The organism is Enterobacter sp. 01-M-02-SI-ECC (genome assembly GCF_047530595.1).
Classification (GTDB): domain Bacteria; phylum Pseudomonadota; class Gammaproteobacteria; order Enterobacterales; family Enterobacteriaceae; genus Enterobacter; species Enterobacter cloacae_M.
The window spans coordinates 12,657-32,968 of record NZ_JBLKCZ010000027.1; the positions used below are offsets into that span (position 1 = coordinate 12,657).

Consider the following 20,312-nt stretch of genomic DNA (forward strand, 5'->3'; position numbering starts at 1 on the left):
CTTAGGCATGAGCTTATCGTCCAGCGAATTTTTTAGCGCGTTTATAAGACAGGATCGAAAATGAAAAAGAGCACTCTGGCATTAATGGTTATGGGCGTAGTGGCTTCTGCATCCGTTCACGCAGCTGAAGTTTATAATAAAAATGGTAATAAGCTGGACGTGTACGGCAAAGTGAAAGCCATGCACTACATCAGCGATGATGCCACCAAAGATGGCGATCAGACTTACGTTCGTTTCGGTTTTAAAGGCGAAACGCAGATTAACGATCAGCTGACGGGCTATGGCCGTTGGGAATCTGAATTTGCAGGTAACAAAGCTGAGAGCGACTCCTCTCAGAAGACGCGTCTGGCGTTTGCTGGTCTTAAGCTGAAAAACTTTGGTTCACTGGATTACGGCCGTAACCTGGGTGCCCTGTATGACGTCGAAGCATGGACCGATATGTTCCCTGAATTCGGCGGTGACTCTTCCGCACAAACCGATAACTTCATGACCAAGCGTGCTACCGGCCTGGCGACCTACCGCAATACCGACTTCTTCGGCGCGGTTGACGGTCTGGACATGACGCTGCAGTACCAGGGCAAAAACGAAAACCGTGACGCCAGGAAACAGAACGGCGACGGTTTTGGTACCTCTCTGACCTATGACTTCGGCGGCAGCGATTTCGCCGTCAGCGGCGCCTACACCAACTCTGACCGCACCAACGCTCAGAACCTGCTGGCACGTGGCCAGGGCCAGAAAGCAGAAGCCTGGGCAACCGGTCTGAAATATGATGCGAACGATATTTATCTGGCTGCGATGTATTCTGAAACCCGCAATATGACGCCAATTTCCGGTGGGTTTGCTAATAAAGCGCAGAACTTTGAGGTTGTCGCACAATATCAGTTCGACTTCGGTCTGCGCCCGTCCCTGGGCTATGTCCAGTCTAAAGGCAAAGATATTGAAGGTATTGGCGACGAAGATCTGGTGAAATATATTGACGTTGGCGCGACCTATTACTTCAACAAAAATATGTCCGCGTTTGTTGATTATAAGATCAACCAGATTGACGACAAAAATAAACTGGGCGTGAGCAGCGATGACATCGTTGCACTGGGTATGACCTACCAGTTCTGATGATGTGAAATAAAAAAACCGGCTTGATGCCGGTTTTTTTATTGTCGGGGATTCATGCTGTCTGGTGCCCTCACCCCGGCCCTCTACCAACGGGAGAGGGAGAATTTGTAGGCCGGGTAAGGCGAAGCCGTCACCCGGCGCTGTGACACCATCAGGCAGTCAGCTTCACCGCTTCGCTGGAAAAGTCATCCGCGGGTTCGAACTTGAGATCCAGGGTAGCCAGCAGCGCGCGTGCCTTATCGTGAAACTCTTTTAGCGTATATTCCAGGCGGTCAATCACTTCCTGATCTTTAATCGTGGTCGCCTGCCAGTTGCCGTCTTTATTAAACAGGCCAAACTGGTAGCTATACGTAAAGCGTTTTTCCTCTGCTTCCATTTCCATCCACCAGCCCCAGAATTCACGTTTTTCGGGCGCAGGCTTCACGTTGACGCATACAGCCAGGCAGTCGAAAAAAAAGCGATTCTCTTCACACTGCTCTTCTCGAATATACGGGCCGAGAGCCATAAACTTCTTAATCAGTCTACTTTTCGGGTGTCCACTCGGTAACGTCATTGCGATCTCCTTTTGTGAAGCCACTGTTTTACCAAACCAGCGAAATTTAGCAATCTATTAACACAATCTCTGAGCGATCCAGCGCGTAATCTCTTTCAGTGATTTGTCGAAATTCTGATAGACCGGGCTGAACGGCACCTCAAGCAATTTGCCATCCGCAGATGACGAAGTGATTAATCGCGACTCTTCTTCCGGGCTGAACGGATCGTTTTTCCAGAACCCTGACAACATCGGCGTTGGGCAGCGACGTCCCAGCAGCCCCTGCGTTTTTAACGAGTAACGATTGAGCTCAACGCGCAGCGCTTCGTCTGATGCATCATGCATGCCAAGGCGGCTGGCCAGCACATCAAGGTACATTTCAGGTACGCTCCCCTGGCGTGCAGGATCGCTGAGCAGAGCGTGTACGACCGGGCCGAGGCAGGCGACGGCTTTCAGGCGAGAAGATTCAAGATAAGCCAGACGTACCGCGACGTTCGCGCCGAAACGGAAGCCGAATGCCGCCACGCGGGTGTGGTCAACCCACGGAATGTTTTCCAGCGCTTTTAGCGCATGCTGGTGCAACAGGCTCGAATCCTGAGTCAGTTTCCATTTGGATGAGAAACCAATTGAAGGCATATCAAGCGTCAGCATCGCGATCCCTTTTGGTGCGAAGTAACGCTCATACAGGCTGTAATAATCAATTTGCAGCGAATCCAGCCCGCCGCACATGAGGACGGTCGGGAACGGGCCGTCGCCTTCCGGCATATGCAGGAACCCGGTGACGGGTGCGCCACCTGGAATGCTGAACTCAAGCTCGCGCATTTGGCCCGGCAAACGCTGCGCCGCCTCTTCATAAGCACGGTTCGCCAGCGCCTGGGCCTGCTCCGCCAGCTCATCACCTTTTAGATGTGGATACGCGGCGATGGCGTAGAGATTGGCCGCATGCAGCCAGTGCTTGCCGCTGCGCGTGGCGTCCTCTTCCTGGCTGGCTTTTTGCTGCCAGAGCATCGCCTGCTTAGACCACTCGTAGATCCAGTTTCCGCCACGGTAGCCCACCACGGTGTCGTAGAGTTCGCTGTCGGTACGTTCGGCTTCACTCATCACGATACGTGCCTGCACATCAAGGATTTCACGGGGGTCAATACCGCGCCAGATCCACATAAGGCGGTTAATCATGCGATACCAGTGAGGCACATTTTTACCGTCTAACGCGGACTGGACGGCAGGCTGGGTACCCGGATTGAAGCGACGCACCAGCGTCGACGTTTCAGGGTGTTTGAAACGGGGTTTGAAGAGAGTCTCGGTGAGATTCGCCTGCGTCATTGCGTTGCCTCCATGAATACGTCATATGAAGACTATTGTAACGCGTGGCAGGCCAAAAAGAACAACGCCCGACATAGTCGGGCGTGTAAAGTTACGTACTGGTATTAACGGCCTGAAATAGGCGGTACGAAGACCACGCCCATATCCCATGGCTGTTCAATCCAGGTGTCCTGCGGGATATCAATCACGTAATCGTCAACCAGCGGGCGGCCAGCAGGTTTCGCGAAGATAGTGACGAAATGTGCTTTCGGATACATTTCGCGGATAGCAACCGCAGTACCACCGGTATCTACCAGGTCATCAATAACGATGAAACCTTCGCCGTCGCCTTCCGCACGTTTCAGCACGGTCAGCTCACGCTGGTTGTCATGGTCATAGCTGGAGATGCAAACGGTATCGACATGACGAATACCCAGCTCACGTGCCAGCAGCGCCCCCGGTACCAGACCGCCACGGCTGACGGCAATAATGCCTTTCCACTGTTCGGAAGGCATCAGACGGGCAGCCAGTTTGCGTGCGTGAATCTGCAACATGTCCCAGGTGACGACGTATTTTTCGCTCATGTGAAGTGTCCCAGCCTGTTTTTATACGGCTTAAAAAGTGTTCGAGGGGGAAATAGGTTGCGCGAGATTATAGAGATCTGACGCACTAAAAACCAGTGTTTAGCGCCCTCTGCCTGAGTTTTTACATGCTTTATGCTACCAGCCAGCAGAGAAAGTGGTATTCTCAGTTTCATCTCGCAAGCCTGACTTGTGGTAACTATTAACCTGCTAACCCTGTGACCTGCAACCCTGTTTGCAGCGCCTCGACAAGGAGACTTATCGTGTCTGAACTGTCTCAATTATCTCCGCAGCCGCTGTGGGATATTTTTGCGAAAATCTGCTCCATTCCACACCCTTCTTACCATGAAGAACAGCTTGCCGAACATATTATGGGCTGGGCGAAGGAAAAAGGTCTGCATGCTGAACGTGACCAGGTTGGCAACATTCTGATCCGCAAACCTGCTACCGCAGGGATGGAAAACCGTAAACCGGTTGTGCTGCAGGCGCACCTGGACATGGTGCCACAGAAGAACAACGACACCGTTCACGACTTCACCAAAGACCCGATTCAACCGTACATCGACGGCGACTGGGTGAAAGCACGCGGCACCACGCTGGGCGCGGATAACGGCATCGGTATGGCCTCTGCGCTGGCCGTGCTGGCCGACGACAGCGTTGAGCACGGTCCGCTGGAAGTGCTGCTGACCATGACCGAAGAAGCGGGCATGGACGGCGCGTTCGGTCTGCAGGCGAACTGGCTGCAGGCGGACATCCTGATCAACACCGACTCTGAAGAAGAAGGTGAGATCTACATGGGCTGCGCGGGCGGGATTGATTTCATCTCTACCCTGCCGCTGTCGCGCGAAGCGATTCCTGCGGGCTTCCAGACTTTCAAGCTGACGCTGAAAGGGCTGAAGGGCGGCCACTCCGGCGGTGATATTCACCTGGGGCTGGGTAACGCCAACAAGCTGCTGGCGCGCTTCCTGGCAGGCCATGCGGCCGAGCTGGATTTGCGTCTGGTGGACTTCAACGGCGGTACCCTGCGTAACGCGATTCCGCGCGAAGCGTTTGCCACCGTGGCGGTTCCCGCGGCAAAAGCGGACGAGCTGAAAAAACTCTCCAGCGTATACCTGGATATTCTGAAAAACGAACTGTCGGCGAAAGAGAAAAACCTGACCGTAGTGCTGGAATCTGTATCTACAGATAAAGCCGCGCTGACCGCGCAGTCTCGTGACACCTTCGTTCAGCTGCTGAACGCGACGCCAAACGGCGTGATCCGCAACTCTGACGTGGCGAAAGGCGTGGTGGAAACCTCACTGAACGTGGGCGTGGTGACCATGAGCAACGACAGCGCGGAAATCATCTGCCTGATCCGCTCTCTGATCGACAGCGGTAAAGAGTATGTGGTGAGCATGCTGGAATCTCTGGGCACGCTGGCGGGCGCGAAAACGTCTGCAAAAGGCAGCTACCCGGGCTGGCAGCCGGATGCAAGTTCTCCGGTGATGGCGCTGGTGCGTGAAACCTATCAGCGTCTGTTCAACAGCACGCCGAACATTCAGGTGATCCACGCCGGTCTGGAATGTGGCCTGTTCAAGAAACCGTATCCGGACATGGACATGGTGTCCATCGGGCCAACCATTACCGGCCCGCACTCGCCGGATGAGCAGGTTCATATCGAAAGCGTCGGTCACTACTGGACGCTGCTGACTGAGCTGCTGAAAGCGATCCCTGTTAAGTAATACCCTCACCCCAGCCCTCTCCCAAAGGGAGAGGGTGAAAAACGTAGGCCCGGTAAGCATAGCGCACCGGGCTTTTTTACAATCCCAAAACCAGCTGTCGCTCTAACTGCGGATCCAGCAGCGTGACGTGCAATCCCACCAGCCTCACCCCTCGCCCACCCCGGCGCTCTTCCCATGCCTTTTTCGCCGTCGCAATGAGATCGTCCTTATTCAGACGCGGCCAGACGTGTTCCTGCGTGGTCTGCTGGAAGTCGTTGAATTTTAATTTGATACCCTGACGGGCAATCAGCAGGTCCGGCTTCACCTTGCTTAAGCGTCGTTCCAGCTCCGGGTAAAGCTGTTCCGTGATAATGGTTTCGCATTCGGACCAGTCATGAATATCTTCACTGAGGGTGCGCTCAACGCCGACGGATTTTCGTAGCCGTTCGCTGTTCACATCGCGATCGTCAATCCCCTGGCTGCGCTCCCACAGCACGCGGCCAAACTTTCCAAAGCGCTTGAGCAGCATGGCGAGATCGCTTCGCTGCACATCTTCGCAGGTCCGTAGCCCCATGCTTTCCAGCTTTGCGGCGGAGACTTTTCCTACCCCAGGTATTTTGCCAAGCGGCAGCGTTTTCAAAAACGCAGGCACCTCGTCAGGCGTGATGACGTACTGACCGTTGGGCTTATTTAAATCGGAGGCAATTTTGGCAAGGAATTTAACGGGCGCGACGCCCGCCGAAGCCGTCAGATTCAGCTCGTTGAAAATCGTCTGGCGGATCTCCTGCGCCATCAGCGTGGCGGAGCCGTGGCAGTGCAAGCTGTCGGTCACATCCAGATAGGCTTCGTCCAGCGACAGCGGCTCGATCAAAGAAGTATAGCGGGAGAAGATTTCCCGAATATGGAGGGAAGCCTCTTTATAGGCTTCAAAACGGCCGGGCAGAAGCGTGAGATGAGGACAAAGCTTTAAGGCCATCGCCGTCGGCATCGCGCTGCGCACGCCAAATTTGCGCGCAGGATAGTTGGCGGTGCTGATGACACCACGCTGAACGCGGCTGCCGCCAATGGCGATGGGAATATCCCGCAGCGCCGGGTTGTCACGCATCTCCACTGCGGCAAAAAAGCAGTCCATATCGACATGGATTATTTTGCGCATAGTAAGCCCTCACTCATCACTGGATAAGTATACAGTAAACAAATGAGGGTTGAGAAGCAGATGTGAGAACGCCGGGTGGCGGCTTTGCCTTACCCGGCCTACAAAAAAATTAAATAATGCGCTGCTGTTCGCGGGCCATCCTTTTCTTCCGCGCATCGCACGGTTCCGGGCAGTCGCAAACCTTTTCCATCCCAATAGAGGAAATCCCGCCGCAGCTGCCCTGAATGCTTTTCCGCTTAACGATCCAGCCTAACGACATGCCGAAGATGACAAGCACAAACACCACAAAGGTTGCCAGAAACGTCAGCATCATCAGCCTCCAAAGTCATCGAGCAAGATGTTCTCATCTTCGACACCGAGATCTTTCAGCATCTTAATCACGGCGGCGTTCATCATCGGCGGACCACACATATAGAACTCGCAGTCCTCAGGCGCCGGGTGCTGTTTGAGGTAGTTTTCATACAGCACGTTGTGGATGAACCCCGTATAGCCCGTCCAGTTATCTTCCGGCTGCGGATCGGAAAGCGCCACGTGGAAGGTGAAGTTCGGGTTTTCACGCGCCAGCTGTTCAAACTCATCTTCATAGAACATCTCGCGCAGCGAGCGCGCCCCGTACCAGAAGCTGATCTTACGCTGGCTACCCAGCCGCTTGAGCTGGTCAAAGATGTGCGAGCGCATCGGGGCCATACCGGCACCGCCGCCGATAAAGACCATTTCCGCGTCGGTATCTTTCGCGAAGAACTCCCCGAACGGGCCGGAGGTCGTCACCTTATCGCCAGGCTTCAGGGACCATATGTATGACGACATGACGCCCGGCGGTGCATCCGGCACATTCGGTGGCGGCGTGGCGATACGCACGTTGAGCATGATGATGCCCTTCTCTTCCGGGTAGTTGGCCATCGAGTAGGCGCGCAGCGTCGGCTCTTTCACCTCAGATACAAAGCGGAAGAGATTGAATTTGTCCCAGTCGGCGCGGTACTCATGCGGCACGTCAAAGTCCGCATAGGCCACAGCGTGCTCCGGGCACTCAATCTGAATGTATCCTCCGGCGCGGAACGGGACATGCTCGCCTTCCGGCACCCGCAGCTTCAGCTCTTTAATAAAGGTGGCTTTGTTATCATTAGAGATAACCTCGCACTCCCATTTTTTGACGCCGAAGATCTCTTCCGGCAGCTCTATCTTCATGTTCTGACGCACCGCGACCTGGCAGGCCAGACGACAGCCCTCTTTTGCCTCACGCTTTGTGATATGCGCCAGCTCGGTTGGCAGAATATCGCCACCGCCCTCTTTTACCGTCACGCGGCACTGCCCGCAGGAACCGCCGCCGCCGCAGGCTGAGGAGACAAAAATGCCGTTACCGGAGAGCGTGTTGAGCAGCTTGTCTCCCGCCGGCGTGCGGATCTGATTCTGCGGCTCGTCGTTAATATCAATGACCACGTCGCCGGAATTCACCAGCTTCGCGCGCGCCGCCAGAATAAGCCCTGACAGCACCAGTACAATCAGCGTGAACATCACCACGCCAAGGATAATTTCCATCTGTTTGCCCTTATAGCTGCACACCGGAGAAGGACATAAAGCCCAGCGCCATCAGCCCGGTGGTGATAAAGGTGATCCCCAAGCCACGCAGACCCGCAGGCACGTTGGCATACTTCATTTTCTCGCGGATCCCCGCCATGGTGACAATCGCCAGCATCCAGCCGATGCCGGAACCAAAACCGTACACTACGGATTCGCTGAAGTTGTAATCACGCTGCACCATAAACGAGACGCCGCCAAAGATGGCGCAGTTCACCGCGATCAGTGGCAGGAAGATCCCCAGCGCGTTGTAGAGCGACGGGAAATACTTATCGAGGATCATCTCGAGGATTTGCACCAGCGCCGCGATCACTCCGATAAAGGTGATGAAGTTCAGGAAGCTGAGATCAACTCCTTCCACCAGCGCGCCGTCCCGCAGCACAAAGTTGTACACCAGATTGTTAATCGGTACAGATAAGCCGAGCACCACGGTGACCGCGATACCGAGACCAAATGCCGTCGACACTTTTTTGGAAACCGCAAGGAACGTACACATGCCGAGGAAAAACGCGAGCGCCATGTTTTCAACAAACACCGCCCGCACAAACAAACTCAGGTAATGAGCCATTGTCGGTTACTCCTTTTCCTGCTGTTCTGGCTTCAGCGTACGAATCAGCCATATCAACAAACCGATAATGAAAAATGCGCTAGGAGCCAGCAGGAACAGGCCGTTTGGCAGATACCAGCCGCCGTTCTGCACCGTGTCCAGCACCGTGATGCCAAACAGCTTGCCGCTGCCAATCAGCTCGCGCAGGAACCCAACGGTCAGGAGGATCACGCCGTAGCCAAGGCCGTTGCCGATGCCGTCCATAAAGCTCGCCAGCGGCGGCATTTTCATGGCGTAGGCTTCCGCACGCCCCATGACGATACAGTTGGTAATGATCAGCCCGACAAACACCGAGAGCTGCTTTGAGGTTTCATAGGCGAAGGCGCGCAGCAGCTGATCGACCACGATCACCAGCGAGGCGATGATCGCCATCTGTACGATGATCCTCACACTGTTGGGAATGTGGTGGCGGATCATTGAGATAAACATGCTGGAGAATGCCGTGACCAGTGTGACCGCCAGCGTCATCACCACCGCCGTTTCCAGCTTGGTCGTTACCGCCAGAGCGGAACAGACGCCCAGCACCTGGAGCGTGATCGGGTTATTGGCTAACAGTGGGCCAATGAGCACCTTTTTAACTTCTTTCAGTTCACCGGTATCAGCCATTGTTCAGCGCTCCTTCACGAACGTTTTTCAGGAAAGGACCAAAGCCCAGCTCGCCCATCCAGAAATCAAAACTGTGCTGCACGCCTTTTGATGTGAGCGTAGCGCCGGAAAGCCCGTCAACGGCGTAGTCGTCACCGGGACGTGCCGCCCCTTTCATCACCTTCAGCGCAGGCAGACCGTTATCGTCGAGCACTTTCTTGCCGACAAACTGTGCCCGCCAGTTAGGGTTCTCAACTTCGCCACCCAGCCCCGGCGTTTCGCCCTGGTCGTAATACGTAATGCCTTTTACGGTGCGCCCATCGGTATCAAGGGCCACAAACGCGTACATCATTGACCACAGACCGTTACCGTAAATAGGCAGTACCACTTCCTGAATACGTTTTTGGGGGTCGCGAACCAGATAGATTTCGGCCAGGTTGCTGCGACGCTTAATCCCGGCGGGATCTTGCGATGCCTCCAGCGTCAGGCTCATCTGCGGATCTTTAAGCGCCAGCGCCTGGTTGAATTTTGCCGGGTCTTTATCCAGCATTTCACCCGTTTTTAAATCCACCAGACGCGCCGAAATACGTTCAGCAAAGACGGCCGAAACGTCATCTGCGCTCATTCCTTCCTGCATCAGCCCGGCGACGGCAAGAATGTTGCGCTGTTTATCCAGCGCACGTTGCTCCTGCTGCAGGGGTTTTAACCCCACGGCGGAACCGGCCACGACAATAGAACAGACCAGACAGAGCACCAGCACCACCAGCAGCGTTTTGCTGATGCTGTCGTTATTTTTAACCTCAGCCACGCGCCTTCCTCCGCTTAATGTTGGCCCGCACCACCAGGTAATCGAAGAGCGGCGCAAACAGGTTGGCAAACAGAATGGCCAGCATCATCCCTTCCGGATACGCCGGGTTGACCACGCGGATCAGAACGCACATCGCGCCAATGAGCATGCCATAGCTCCATTTACCTTTGTCAGTAAACGAGGCAGAGACGGGGTCCGTCGCCATGAACATCATGCCGAACGCGAAGCCACCCAGCACCAGATGCCAGTACCACGGCATGGAGAACATCGGATTGGTGGTCGAACCGATAACGTTGAACAGGGTGGCAGTCAGCACCATGCCGATCATCACGCCCGCAACGATCCGCCAGGAGGCCACGCGACCAAAAAGAATGATCGCGCCGCCAAGCAAAATCATCAGCGTAGAGACTTCTCCGATAGAGCCCGGAATATTGCCAATAAAGGCATCAAACCAGGTGACTGGCTGACCCGTTGCGTTGTTAACCAGCGTTTCGCCGCCGTGTGCCGCCCACTGTGAAAGCGGCGTCGCGCCGGAAAAACCGTCCGCAGCCGTCCACACGAGGTCGCCCGAGATTTGCGCCGGATAAGCAAAGAACAGAAACGCGCGTCCCGCCAGCGCCGGGTTGAGGAAGTTCCGACCGGTGCCGCCGAAGATCTCTTTGGCTATCACCACGCCAAAGCTAATGCCCAGCGCCGCCTGCCAGAGCGGCAGCGTCGGGGGAACAATCAGGGCAAACAGGATAGAGGTAACGAAGAAGCCTTCATTGATCTCATGTTTACGGATAATGGCAAACAGCACTTCCCAAAAGCCGCCCACGACGAATACCGTGATGTAAATCGGCAGGAAGAACACCGCGCCCAGCGTCATCATGCTGATCCAGCCCGCCTCTGGCGCAAAGTTCACCCCTAACGACTGGGCCAGACGGTAGTGCCAGTCGGACTGGATCACCTGCGCCAGCTGCTGTGCATCGTACATGTGGTGCAGCGCCGGAATGGTCTGCAGGCCAACGTTGTACATGCCCCAGAACATCGCCGGGAAGACGGCAAACCACACCAGAATCATCATGCGTTTCAGGTCGATGGCATCGCGAACGTGCGCCGCCCCTTTCGTCACCAGGCCCGGCGTGTAGAAAATGGTCGTCGTTGCTTCATATAACGGGTAGTACTTTTTGAGCTTCCCTTCGGTAAAGTGCGGCTCAATTTTTTCAAAGAGGTGTTTTAAGCCCATCGGTTATCCTTCCTGCTCAATGCGGGTTAACACCTCGCGCAATACCGGTCCATATTCGTATTTGCCCGGACAGACATAGGTACAGAGCGCCAGATCTTCTTCGTCCAGCTCCAGACAGCCCAGCGCCTGCGCGCCGTCGGTATCGCCGGCCAGAAGATCGCGCAGCAGCACGGTGGGAAGAATATCCAGCGGCATGACGCGCTCGTAGTTGCCAATCGGGACCATGGCGCGCTCGCCACCGTGCGTGCTGGTTGAGAAGTTAAACAGCTTATTACGCAGGAAGTGGCCCAGCGTGGTTCGGGTGACGGAGTATTTTTCTGCGCCTGGCAGAACCCAGCCAAACAGCTCTTTCTCCCGCCCTTCCTGCACAATGCTGACCTGCAAATGGAAGCGTCCCAGGTACGCGTGCGCATTGGCAGCATGGCGTCCGCTGAGGACCGAGCCGGAAATCAGGCGGTTTTCGCCCTCTTTCGTTTCCCCCACCAGCAGTTCGTTGATGTCAGCGCCCAGCAGCGTTTTCACCAGGCGCGGGTTTGCAGCCTGCGGTCCGCCGATGGCGATTATCCGTTCAGCGCAGAGTTCACCCGTAGTAAAGAGCTTACCGATGGCGATGACGTCCTGATAGTTAAGATGCCAGACCTGTTTCGTCAGGCTGACTGGCTCAAGGAAATGGATGTGCGTCCCGACCAGCCCCGCCGGATGCGGGCCAGAAAATTCATTAAACGTGACCTGCCCCAGAGGATGGCCGCCAAGCTTGCCGCCGCCGGCCTGGCAAACGTGCACTTTTCCGGGCGTGAGGCGGGTTAGAATTGTGAGTCCTGCATCAAAAGCTTTTCGCTGCGCCAGGATAACCGGTTCCGGGTCCACGCTGAGCGGGTTGGTGTCGATGGCCGTGACGAAAATCGCGGCCGGTGCCGTGCCCGGAACAGGGGATTTGCTGAAGGGGCGCGTACGAAGCGCGGTCCATAAACCGGACGCCAGGAGCTGATCCTGAACGGCGTCACGGTTCAGCGACGCGAGTTCTGCTATGTCGTAATGGGCAAATTCACGTTTTTCATCGCCCTCAATGCGGATAACCACCGACTGCAGAACGCGCCGCTCGCCACGGTTGATGGCCACAACGGTGCCGCTCGCGGGGGCTGTGAACATCACGCCGGGATTTTTTTTGTCCTCAAAGAGCGCCTGTCCTTTGATAACGCGATCGCCCTCCTGTACCAGCATTGAAGGACGCATACCCAGGTAGTCTTCGCCCAAAATGGCGACATGACGGACACTTGCGCCTGTCGAAACGTGCTGCGCTGGCACGCCTGCAATCGGCAGATCAAGTCCTTTTTTAATTTTAAACATGTGGTTAGCAGGTTTCCATGAACAACAATCCAGTGGGCGCAAAGTGTAACATTTTCCCCTTCCCGCGGGCAGGGAATCCGCCGTCGCGCGCGCCAAATTGCGAGCTAATGCGCAAAGTTCCTGGAGCCATCGCAATTTTGATGGTTTATAAAGTAAAACTAATTTGTAAACTCACCGCCCGGCTCTTGCGAAAATCTATAGCGGTGCTAATGTGAGCGCTCCTAACAGAATAATCTGATTTCGGGTCTCTTTTGCCGTCCTGGCAAGTTGGTCATGGTTTTATCAAGGAACTAGTAGTATGCGTAAAATCGCATTGTTCATTGCGATGCTTCTGATGCCGTGCATGTCGTTTGCCGGACTGCTCAGCAGTAATAGCTCAACGACGCCGGTCAGCAAGGAATATAAACAGCAGTTAATGGGATCGCCGGTTTATATTCAGATCTTCAAGGAAGAGCGCACTCTCGATCTGTTTGTCAAAATGGGCGAGACATATCAGCTGCTTGATAGTTACAAAATTTGTAACTACTCCGGCGGACTGGGGCCAAAACAGCGTCAGGGCGATTTCAAAAGTCCGGAAGGGTTCTACAACGTTCAGCGCAGCCAGCTCAAGCCTGACAGCCGCTTCTATAAAGCCATTAACATCGGCTTCCCGAATGCCTATGACCGTGCACACGGTTATGAAGGTAAATATCTGATGATCCACGGTGCCTGCGTGTCTATCGGCTGTTATGCGATGACCGACTCCGGCATTGATGAGATTTTCCAGTTCGTGACGGGCGCGCTGGTCTTTGGGCAGCCTAACGTACAGGTCAGCATCTATCCGTTCCGCATGACGGACGCCAACATGGCGCGTCACAAGTACTCATACTACGCGGATTTCTGGAAACAGCTGAAGCCGGGTTACGACTACTTTGAGCAGACCCACAAGCCACCGGTGGTCTCTATCGTCGATGGCCGTTACGTGGTCAGCAAACCGCTGAGCCACGAAGTCGTCCACCCGCAGCTGGCGTCAAATTACACGGTCCCCGAGACAAAATAGCACCCACTCGCCTGGCATAATCTTTTGCCAGGTTTCGTTGCCCGTCAGCGGCTGCGTTGCGATAACAGTGACCACATCGTTCGGAGTGGTCTCCTTCTGAAAGTCTATCTCCACATCCTGATCCAGCAGCGTCGCAACGCCAAACGGCGCACGGCGGGTGATCCAGAACAGATTCGTCGAGCAGAACGCCATCACATAGCGGCCGTCAGAGAGCAGCATGTTGAACACGCCTTTTTCACGCAGTTCAGACGCCAGCGTCGCGATGTATTTGAATACGGCAGTCATGTTGCCGGGCGTGCGGGGATAGCGCTCCGTCAGCTTGTGCAGCAGCCAGCAGAAGGCTTTTTCGCTGTCCGTTTCGCCGACCGGGCGGAAATTGCCCATCTCCAGCGACTTATAGCCCGTGAGCTGCCCGTTGTGCGCGTAGGTCCAGTTTCGGCCCCACAGCTCGCGGGTAAACGGATGGGTATTTTCCAGCGCTACTTCGCCACGGTTAGCCTGACGGATGTGGGCGATTACCGAGCGGGACTTGATCGGGTAGTCCTGCACCAGTTTGGCAATAGGTGAGTTAAAGCTGGGCTGTGGATCTTTGAACGTGCGACACCCTTTGCCTTCGTAGAAGGTGATGCCCCAGCCGTCTTTATGCGGCCCGGTTCCTCCACCACGCTGAACCAGCCCGGTGAAACTAAAGCAGATATCAGTTGGCACATTGGCGCTCATCCCGAGCAGTTCGCACATACAGCACCTCCACAAAACGCCTTAACGCGGGAAGGCGTAATTGTTGCAGCCAGTTTGGATTCGGACAGCGCGCAGAAACCGGAGCGTACACGTAGTACGTGAGGATTTCGAGCACTGCCCGGATTCAAAATGGCAAATAAAATAGCCTTCTTACTTAACCATCTCTTTTTCGATCAGCTGAATCAGGATGTGGATCACTTTGATGTGAATTTCCTGAATACGGTCAGCATAACCGAAGTGCGGAACGCGAATTTCGACATCCGCCGTACCGTCCATCTTACCGCCATCTTTACCGGTCAGGGTGATGACCTTCATCCCTTTTTCACGCGCGGCGGCGATCGCTTTGATCACGTTGCCGGAGTTGCCAGAAGTAGAGATCCCCAGCAGCACGTCGCCTTCACGGCCTACGGCTTCAACGTAGCGGGAGAAGATGTGGTCGTAACCGAAGTCGTTGCCTACGCAGGAGATGTGGCTCACGTCGGAAATCGCAATCGCCGGGTAGCCCGGACGGTTTTCGCGATAGCGTCCGGTCAGCTCTTCTGCGAAGTGCATAGCGTCACAGTGGGAACCGCCGTTACCGCAGGAGAGCACTTTGCCACCGGCTTTGAAGCTGTCGGCAAGCAGGACCGCTGCGCGCTGAATAGCGTGAATATTGGCATCATCTTTCAGAAAGTTCGCCAGCGTTTCCGCCGCTTCGTTCAGTTCGTTACGAATAAGATCCTGGTACATGAGGATAATCCTTCAGTATTGATGAAATAACACAGTGGAGTGTACCGGATAGCAAGAAAAGCGAGAAGCTAAAGCCATGCGAAACGTCCGGCGTTTTGATTTTTTGTGCCGGCTAAAACGCGAACAATGTGAACCAGGTTGTAATTATTTTGTAAACACATTGCTAAAGGAAATAACATCAACTACAACCATATCATCACAAGTGGTCAGACCTCCTACAAGCAAGGGAGCTTTTCTTTATGATGATTTTGAGCATTCTCGCAACTGTTGTTCTGCTCGGTGTGTTGTTCTATCACCGCGTGAGTTTATTCCTGAGCAGTCTGATTCTTCTGGCCTGGACGGCTGCGCTTGGCGCCGCAGGCCTCTGGAATATCTGGCTTTTAGTCCCTCTTGCCATCATTCTTCTGCCGTTTAACCTGGCCCCGATGCGTAAATCAATGATCTCTGCGCCGGTGTTCAAAGGCTTCCGCAAAGTGATGCCGCCAATGTCGCGCACCGAGAAAGAAGCGATTGATGCGGGCACCACCTGGTGGGAAGGCGATCTGTTCCAGGGCAACCCGGACTGGAAAAAGCTGCATAACTATCCGCAGCCGCGCCTGACCGCTGAAGAACAGGCCTTTATTGACGGCCCGGTGGAAGAAGCGTGCCGTATGGCCAACGACTTTGCCATCACCCATGAAATGGCCGATCTGCCGCCAGAGCTGTGGGCGTATCTGAAAGAACATCGCTTCTTCGCGATGATCATCAAGAAAGAGTACGGCGGTCTGGAATTCTCCGCTTACGCTCAGGCTCGCGTCCTGCAAAAGCTGGCAGGCGTCTCCGGGATCCTGGCGATTACCGTTGGCGTGCCTAACTCCTTAGGCCCGGGCGAACTGCTGCAGCATTACGGTACCGAAGAGCAGAAAGATCACTACCTGCCGCGTCTGGCACGCGGTCAGGAAATCCCATGCTTCGCGCTGACCAGCCCGGAAGCGGGCTCCGATGCAGGCGCGATCCCGGACACCGGCGTGGTCTGCATGGGCGAGTGGCAGGGCGAGCAGGTGCTGGGCATGCGCCTGACCTGGAACAAGCGTTATATCACCCTGGCGCCAATCGCCACCGTGCTGGGTCTGGCCTTTAAGCTCTCTGACCCGGAAAAACTGCTGGGCGGTGAAGAAGATCTGGGCATTACCTGCGCGCTGATCCCAACTTCTACCCCAGGCGTTGAAATTGGTCGTCGTCACTTCCCGCTGAACGTGCCGTTCCAGAACGGTCCGACCCGCGGTCAGGACATCTTTGTGCCGATTGACTACATCATCGGCGGTCCGAAAATGGCCGGTCAGGGCTGGCGTATGCTGGTGGAATGTCTGTCCGTGGGCCGCGGCATTACCCTGCCGTCGAACTCAACCGGCGGTCTGAAGTCGGTCGCGATGGGGATTGGCGCTTACGCTCATATCCGCCGTCAGTTCAAAATCTCCATCGGCAAGATGGAAGGTATCGAAGAGCCGCTGGCGCGTATCGCGGGCAACGCCTACGTGATGGATGCCGCGGCTTCTCTGATTACCTATGGTATTATGCTGGGCGAAAAACCGGCCGTGCTGTCCGCGATTGTGAAGTATCACTGTACCCACCGCGCGCAGCAGTCGATCATTGACGCGATGGATATCGCGGGCGGTAAAGGCATTATGCTCGGCGAAGGCAACTTCCTGGCGCGCGGCTATCAGGGCGCACCGATTGCCATCACCGTGGAAGGGGCAAACATCCTGACCCGCAGCATGATGATCTTCGGTCAGGGCGCAATCCGCTGCCATCCGTACGTGCTGGAAGAGATGGCTGCCGCGCAGAACAACGACGTGGATGCCTTCGATAAGCTGCTCTTCAAACATATCGGTCACGTGGGCAGCAACAAGGTGCGCAGCTTCTGGCTGGGCCTGACGCGCGGTCTTACCAGCGCGACGCCGACCGGCGATGCGACCAAACGTTACTACCAGCATCTGAACCGTCTTAGCGCCAACCTGGCTCTGCTGTCTGACGTCTCCATGGCGGTGCTGGGCGGTAGCCTGAAGCGTCGCGAGCGTATTTCTGCCCGTCTGGGGGATGTGCTGAGCCAGATCTTCCTGGCCTCTGCGGTCCTGAAGCGTTACGACGATGAGGGCCGTCAGGAAGCGGATCTGCCGCTGGTACACTGGGGCGTTCAGGATGCGATGTATCAGGCTGAACAGGCGATTGACGACCTGCTGGCGAACTTCCCGAACCGCTTCGTGGCGGGCGCTCTGCGCGCGGTGATCTTCCCGACCGGTCGTCACCATCTGGCGCCGTCCGACAAGCTGGACCACAAGGTGGCGAAGATCCTGCAGGTACCGAGCGCAACCCGCTCCCGTATCGGTCGTGGTCAGTATCTGACGCCGACGCCGCATAACCCGGTGGGTCTGCTGGAAGAGGCTCTGCTGGACGTGATGGCTGCCGATCCGATTCACCAGAAAATCTGTAAACAGCTGGGCAAAAACCTGCCGTTTACCCGTCTGGACGAACTGGCAAAACAGGCGCTGGCCGGCGGCATTATCAATAAAGATGAAGCCGCTCTGCTGGTGAAAGCCGAAGAGAGCCGTCTGCGCAGCATTAACGTGGATGATTTCGAACCGGACGAGCTGGCGACGCAGCCGGTAAAGCTGCCGGAGAAGCACCGCAAGCCTGAAGCGGCGTAACGCGTTTCGCTTATACAAACCCCGCCCCGCGCGGGGTTTTTTATTGCCACATTTTCTCGTAATGACGTGCTAAAGTGTCAAAAAGCGGTCGTTTGAGGAGTCTGTATCGTGCCTGGTTTGAAGATTTCGATTTTGCAGCAACCTTTAGTGTGGATGGATGGCCCCGCCAACCTGCGCCACTTCGATCGTCAACTGGAAGACATTACCGGGCGTGATGTGATTGTCCTGCCGGAGATGTTCACGACCGGCTTCGCCATGGAAGCGGCACAGCAGTCAATGCCGCAGGATGAGGTGGTCGCCTGGATGCACGCCAAAGCGCAGCAGACCAACGCGCTGATCGCCGGGAGCGCCGCCCTGCAAACGGATCGCGGGCCGGTGAACCGCTTCCTGCTGGTGGAGCCGGAAGGGAAAGTGCATTTTTACGATAAACGCCACCTGTTCCGCATGGCGGATGAGCATCATCACTATGAAGCGGGTCACGAACGCGTGGTGTTCGAGTGGCGCGGCTGGCGTATTTTGCCGCTGGTTTGCTACGACCTGCGCTTCCCGGTGTGGTCGCGCAACCGCAACGATTACGACCTGGCGCTGTATGTTGCCAACTGGCCTGCACCGCGCTCCCTGCACTGGCAGTCACTGCTGGTGGCGCGCGCGATTGAGAACCAGGCGTACGTGGTGGGCTGTAACCGCGTGGGAACCGACGGCAACGGGCATCACTACCGCGGCGACAGCCGGGTAGTGAATCCGCAGGGCGAGATCATTGCCACCGCCGAGCCGCATCAGGCGACGCGCATTGATGCGGAGCTGTCGCTGACGGCGCTGCAGGAGTATCGCGAGAAGTTTCCGGCGTGGCAGGATGCGGATCCGTTTAGCATTGGGTGAAATGTTCCCCTCACCCCGCCCCTCTCCCTCAAGGGAGAGGGGGGCGTCCGTACAGGCATTATTTTGTGGGGAACCCTCATCCCCTTTGGGAGAGGAAGGATAAAACATTAACTCACCAGCGCCTGCCCGTCCTTGCGGCTTTCCGTCGCGGCCACGTAGTGCCCTTCCGGCATACGATAGATCACCTGCGCACCGCCGAAGTTGTAATCCTGGAGCGGATCTTCCACCACGATCTGATGCCCGCGTTCGCGCAGCGCGGCAATGGTGTTGCGATCGAACGTCGATTCAACGATCACCTCCCTGCCCTGCACCACGCGCCAGCGCGGGGCGTCGATTGCCGCCTGCGGGTTTTGCCCGTGCAGCATAATGCGCAGCGCCATCTGCATGTGCCCCTGCGCCTGCATCGGGCCGCCCATCACGCCAAAGGACATCAGCGGCTGGCCGTTGCCGTCCATCGCAAAGCCCGGAATGATGGTGTGGAACGGTCGCTTGCTGCCCGCCAGCGCGTTCGGGTGCTTTGGATCCAGCACAAAGCCGCAGCCCCGGTTTTGCAGGCTGATCCCCGTATCCGGCACCACAATGCCTGAACCGAAACCCATGTAGTTGGACTGAATAAACGACACCATCATCCCGCTGGCGTCAGCGGTGCTGATGTAGACCGTGCCGCTCTGCGTCGGGGAACCGTAAATGAAATCAGAGGCGTGCTTGTGATTGATAAGCGCCGCGCGCGACTTCAGATAATGGTCGCTCAGCAGCTCTTTCGCCGCGAACGCCATATGGTCTTCATCCGCCACGTAGCGGTCGAGATCCGCCAGCGCCAGCTTCATCGCTTCGATGGACAGGTGCAGGGACTGCACGGAATCCGGATGATGCTTCTCAATGCCGCACTGCTCAAGAATGCCGAGCGCAATCAGCGTGGCGATCCCCTGGCCGTTTGGCGGCAGCTCCTGCACCGAACCGCCCGCGAAGTCGCGCGACAGCAGCTCTACCCAGTCCACGCGATGGCTCGCCAGATCCTCAGCCGTCAGGTGCGCGCCATGCTCTTTAGCGAAGGCAGCAATTTTCTGCGCCAGCTCACCGCGATAAAAAGCTTCGCCGTTGGTGCGGGCGATCAGCTCCAGCGAGTTCGCCTGCGCCGGGTTACGGAAGATTTCCCCCACGCGCGGGGCGCGGCCTTCCGGCGCGAAGCAGGCGCTGAAGCCCGGCTGATCTTTCAGCTTGCTATAGCCGCGCTGCCAGAGATGCCCAATCAGCGGGGAGACCGGGAAACCGTTGCGCGCGTAGTCAATGGCAGGCTGCGCCAGCGTGGTCAGCGGCAACGTGCCGAAGCGTTCCGCCAGCGCCACCCAGCCGGATACCGCGCCCGGCACGGTCACCGCGTCCCAGCCAATTTCCGGCACCGCGGTTTTTCCGGCAAACAGATCCGCATGCCAGCTCGCAGGCGAACGACCGGACGCGTTCAGGCCGTGCAGCTTTTCACCGTCCCAGACGATGGCAAAGGCGTCGCTGCCGATCCCGTTGCCGGTCGGCTCAACCACCGTCAGCGCCATCGCGGCGGCAATGGCCGCATCAACGGCGTTGCCGCCCAGCTGCAGCATTTTCATTCCCGCCTGTGCCGCCAGCGGCTGCGACGTGGCGACGGCGTTACGGCCCATCATTGGCGGGCGGCGTGAAGCGTAACCGGACGTAAAATCAAGCGCTTTGGTCAT

Annotated in this window: 19 protein-coding genes; 5 read left to right on the plus strand and 14 right to left on the minus strand. The window is 56.3% G+C overall.

All coding sequences use genetic code 11. The features are described 5' to 3' along the window. The first annotated feature begins 60 nt into the window (after window positions 1-60). Entirely contained in the window at window positions 61-1,113 is a 1,053-nt protein-coding gene (gene phoE, locus ACMWLG_RS22245; protein WP_045400542.1) for a phosphoporin PhoE, read from the plus strand. A 151-nt stretch (window positions 1,114-1,264) separates the two neighbouring features. Here phoE and crl read toward each other — a convergent pair whose 3' ends face one another. From crl to gpt, 3 genes are all read right to left on the minus strand, one after another. Further along, complete coding sequence (gene crl, locus ACMWLG_RS22250; RefSeq protein WP_023310506.1) at window positions 1,265-1,666, minus strand: sigma factor-binding protein Crl; 402 nt, start codon at window positions 1,664-1,666, stop codon at window positions 1,265-1,267. Window positions 1,667-1,723: 57 nt separating this feature from the next. Further along, window positions 1,724-2,968, minus strand: a complete 1,245-nt coding sequence (gene frsA, locus ACMWLG_RS22255) for an esterase FrsA (protein ID WP_023310505.1) — start codon at window positions 2,966-2,968, stop codon at window positions 1,724-1,726. A 104-nt stretch (window positions 2,969-3,072) separates the two neighbouring features. Further along, complete coding sequence (gene gpt / locus ACMWLG_RS22260; RefSeq protein ID WP_010427903.1) at window positions 3,073-3,531, minus strand: xanthine phosphoribosyltransferase; 459 nt, start codon at window positions 3,529-3,531, stop codon at window positions 3,073-3,075. 260 nt (window positions 3,532-3,791) lie between these two features. Between gpt and pepD the strand changes: the two genes are divergently transcribed. Then, window positions 3,792-5,249 carry a cytosol nonspecific dipeptidase gene (gene pepD / locus ACMWLG_RS22265; RefSeq protein WP_045400541.1) on the plus strand — a complete coding sequence of 486 codons (1,458 nt, stop codon included), beginning with the start codon at window positions 3,792-3,794 and terminating at the stop codon, window positions 5,247-5,249. Between the two features lie 76 nt (window positions 5,250-5,325). Here the strand turns inward: pepD and dinB are convergent, their stop codons facing one another. The 8 genes from dinB to ACMWLG_RS22305 all read right to left on the minus strand — a co-directional run bounded on the left by dinB (window position 5,326) and on the right by ACMWLG_RS22305 (window position 12,534). Then, window positions 5,326-6,384 carry a DNA polymerase IV gene (gene dinB / locus ACMWLG_RS22270; RefSeq protein ID WP_045400538.1) on the minus strand — a complete coding sequence of 353 codons (1,059 nt, stop codon included), beginning with the start codon at window positions 6,382-6,384 and terminating at the stop codon, window positions 5,326-5,328. Window positions 6,385-6,493: 109 nt separating this feature from the next. Continuing rightward, entirely contained in the window at window positions 6,494-6,697 is a 204-nt protein-coding gene (nqrM, locus tag ACMWLG_RS22275) for a (Na+)-NQR maturation NqrM (RefSeq protein ID WP_023615899.1), read from the minus strand. Then, entirely contained in the window at window positions 6,697-7,920 is a 1,224-nt protein-coding gene (nqrF, locus tag ACMWLG_RS22280) for an NADH:ubiquinone reductase (Na(+)-transporting) subunit F (protein ID WP_414763034.1), read from the minus strand. Before nqrF ends, nqrM begins: the two co-directional genes overlap by 1 nt. Before the next feature lie 10 nt (window positions 7,921-7,930). Then, window positions 7,931-8,527 carry an NADH:ubiquinone reductase (Na(+)-transporting) subunit E gene (gene nqrE / locus ACMWLG_RS22285; protein WP_008500255.1) on the minus strand — a complete coding sequence of 199 codons (597 nt, stop codon included), beginning with the start codon at window positions 8,525-8,527 and terminating at the stop codon, window positions 7,931-7,933. Window positions 8,528-8,533: 6 nt separating this feature from the next. Beyond that, a complete protein-coding gene (locus ACMWLG_RS22290) occupies window positions 8,534-9,172 on the minus strand; it encodes an NADH:ubiquinone reductase (Na(+)-transporting) subunit D (RefSeq protein WP_014882676.1) in 639 nt (212 codons plus the stop codon). Continuing rightward, on the minus strand, window positions 9,165-9,959 hold the full coding sequence (locus tag ACMWLG_RS22295; RefSeq protein WP_414763035.1) for a Na(+)-translocating NADH-quinone reductase subunit C: 795 nt from the start codon (window positions 9,957-9,959) through the stop codon (window positions 9,165-9,167). The genes ACMWLG_RS22290 and ACMWLG_RS22295 overlap by 8 nt, the downstream gene beginning before the upstream one ends. Next, window positions 9,952-11,187, minus strand: coding sequence for an NADH:ubiquinone reductase (Na(+)-transporting) subunit B (locus ACMWLG_RS22300; protein WP_045400535.1), 1,236 nt, complete (start codon window positions 11,185-11,187; stop codon window positions 9,952-9,954). The genes ACMWLG_RS22295 and ACMWLG_RS22300 overlap by 8 nt, the downstream gene beginning before the upstream one ends. A gap of 3 nt (window positions 11,188-11,190) precedes the next feature. Next, window positions 11,191-12,534: a Na(+)-translocating NADH-quinone reductase subunit A gene (locus ACMWLG_RS22305; protein WP_045400532.1), complete on the minus strand. Its 1,344-nt coding sequence runs from the start codon at window positions 12,532-12,534 to the stop codon at window positions 11,191-11,193. A gap of 298 nt (window positions 12,535-12,832) precedes the next feature. Between ACMWLG_RS22305 and dpaA the strand changes: the two genes are divergently transcribed. Continuing rightward, a complete protein-coding gene (gene dpaA, locus ACMWLG_RS22310; RefSeq protein ID WP_023310497.1) occupies window positions 12,833-13,573 on the plus strand; it encodes a peptidoglycan meso-diaminopimelic acid protein amidase in 741 nt (246 codons plus the stop codon). Here the strand turns inward: dpaA and ACMWLG_RS22315 are convergent. Together ACMWLG_RS22315 and lpcA are read right to left on the minus strand one after the other, a co-directional pair. Beyond that, window positions 13,544-14,311: a class II glutamine amidotransferase gene (locus ACMWLG_RS22315; RefSeq protein ID WP_045400530.1), complete on the minus strand. Its 768-nt coding sequence runs from the start codon at window positions 14,309-14,311 to the stop codon at window positions 13,544-13,546. The genes dpaA and ACMWLG_RS22315 overlap by 30 nt on opposite strands. A gap of 150 nt (window positions 14,312-14,461) precedes the next feature. Further along, a complete protein-coding gene (gene lpcA / locus ACMWLG_RS22320) occupies window positions 14,462-15,040 on the minus strand; it encodes a D-sedoheptulose 7-phosphate isomerase (protein ID WP_010427884.1) in 579 nt (192 codons plus the stop codon). Between the two features lie 239 nt (window positions 15,041-15,279). On the opposite strand from lpcA, the gene fadE reads away from it, so the two are divergent. Beyond that, window positions 15,280-17,724 carry an acyl-CoA dehydrogenase FadE gene (gene fadE, locus ACMWLG_RS22325; RefSeq protein WP_023310495.1) on the plus strand — a complete coding sequence of 815 codons (2,445 nt, stop codon included), beginning with the start codon at window positions 15,280-15,282 and terminating at the stop codon, window positions 17,722-17,724. A gap of 108 nt (window positions 17,725-17,832) precedes the next feature. After that, entirely contained in the window at window positions 17,833-18,603 is a 771-nt protein-coding gene (locus ACMWLG_RS22330; protein WP_023310494.1) for an amidohydrolase, read from the plus strand. 107 nt (window positions 18,604-18,710) lie between these two features. On the opposite strand, the gene ACMWLG_RS22335 is transcribed toward ACMWLG_RS22330, so the two are convergent. Then, window positions 18,711-20,312 carry a gamma-glutamyltransferase family protein gene (locus tag ACMWLG_RS22335; protein WP_045400528.1) on the minus strand — a complete coding sequence of 534 codons (1,602 nt, stop codon included), beginning with the start codon at window positions 20,310-20,312 and terminating at the stop codon, window positions 18,711-18,713.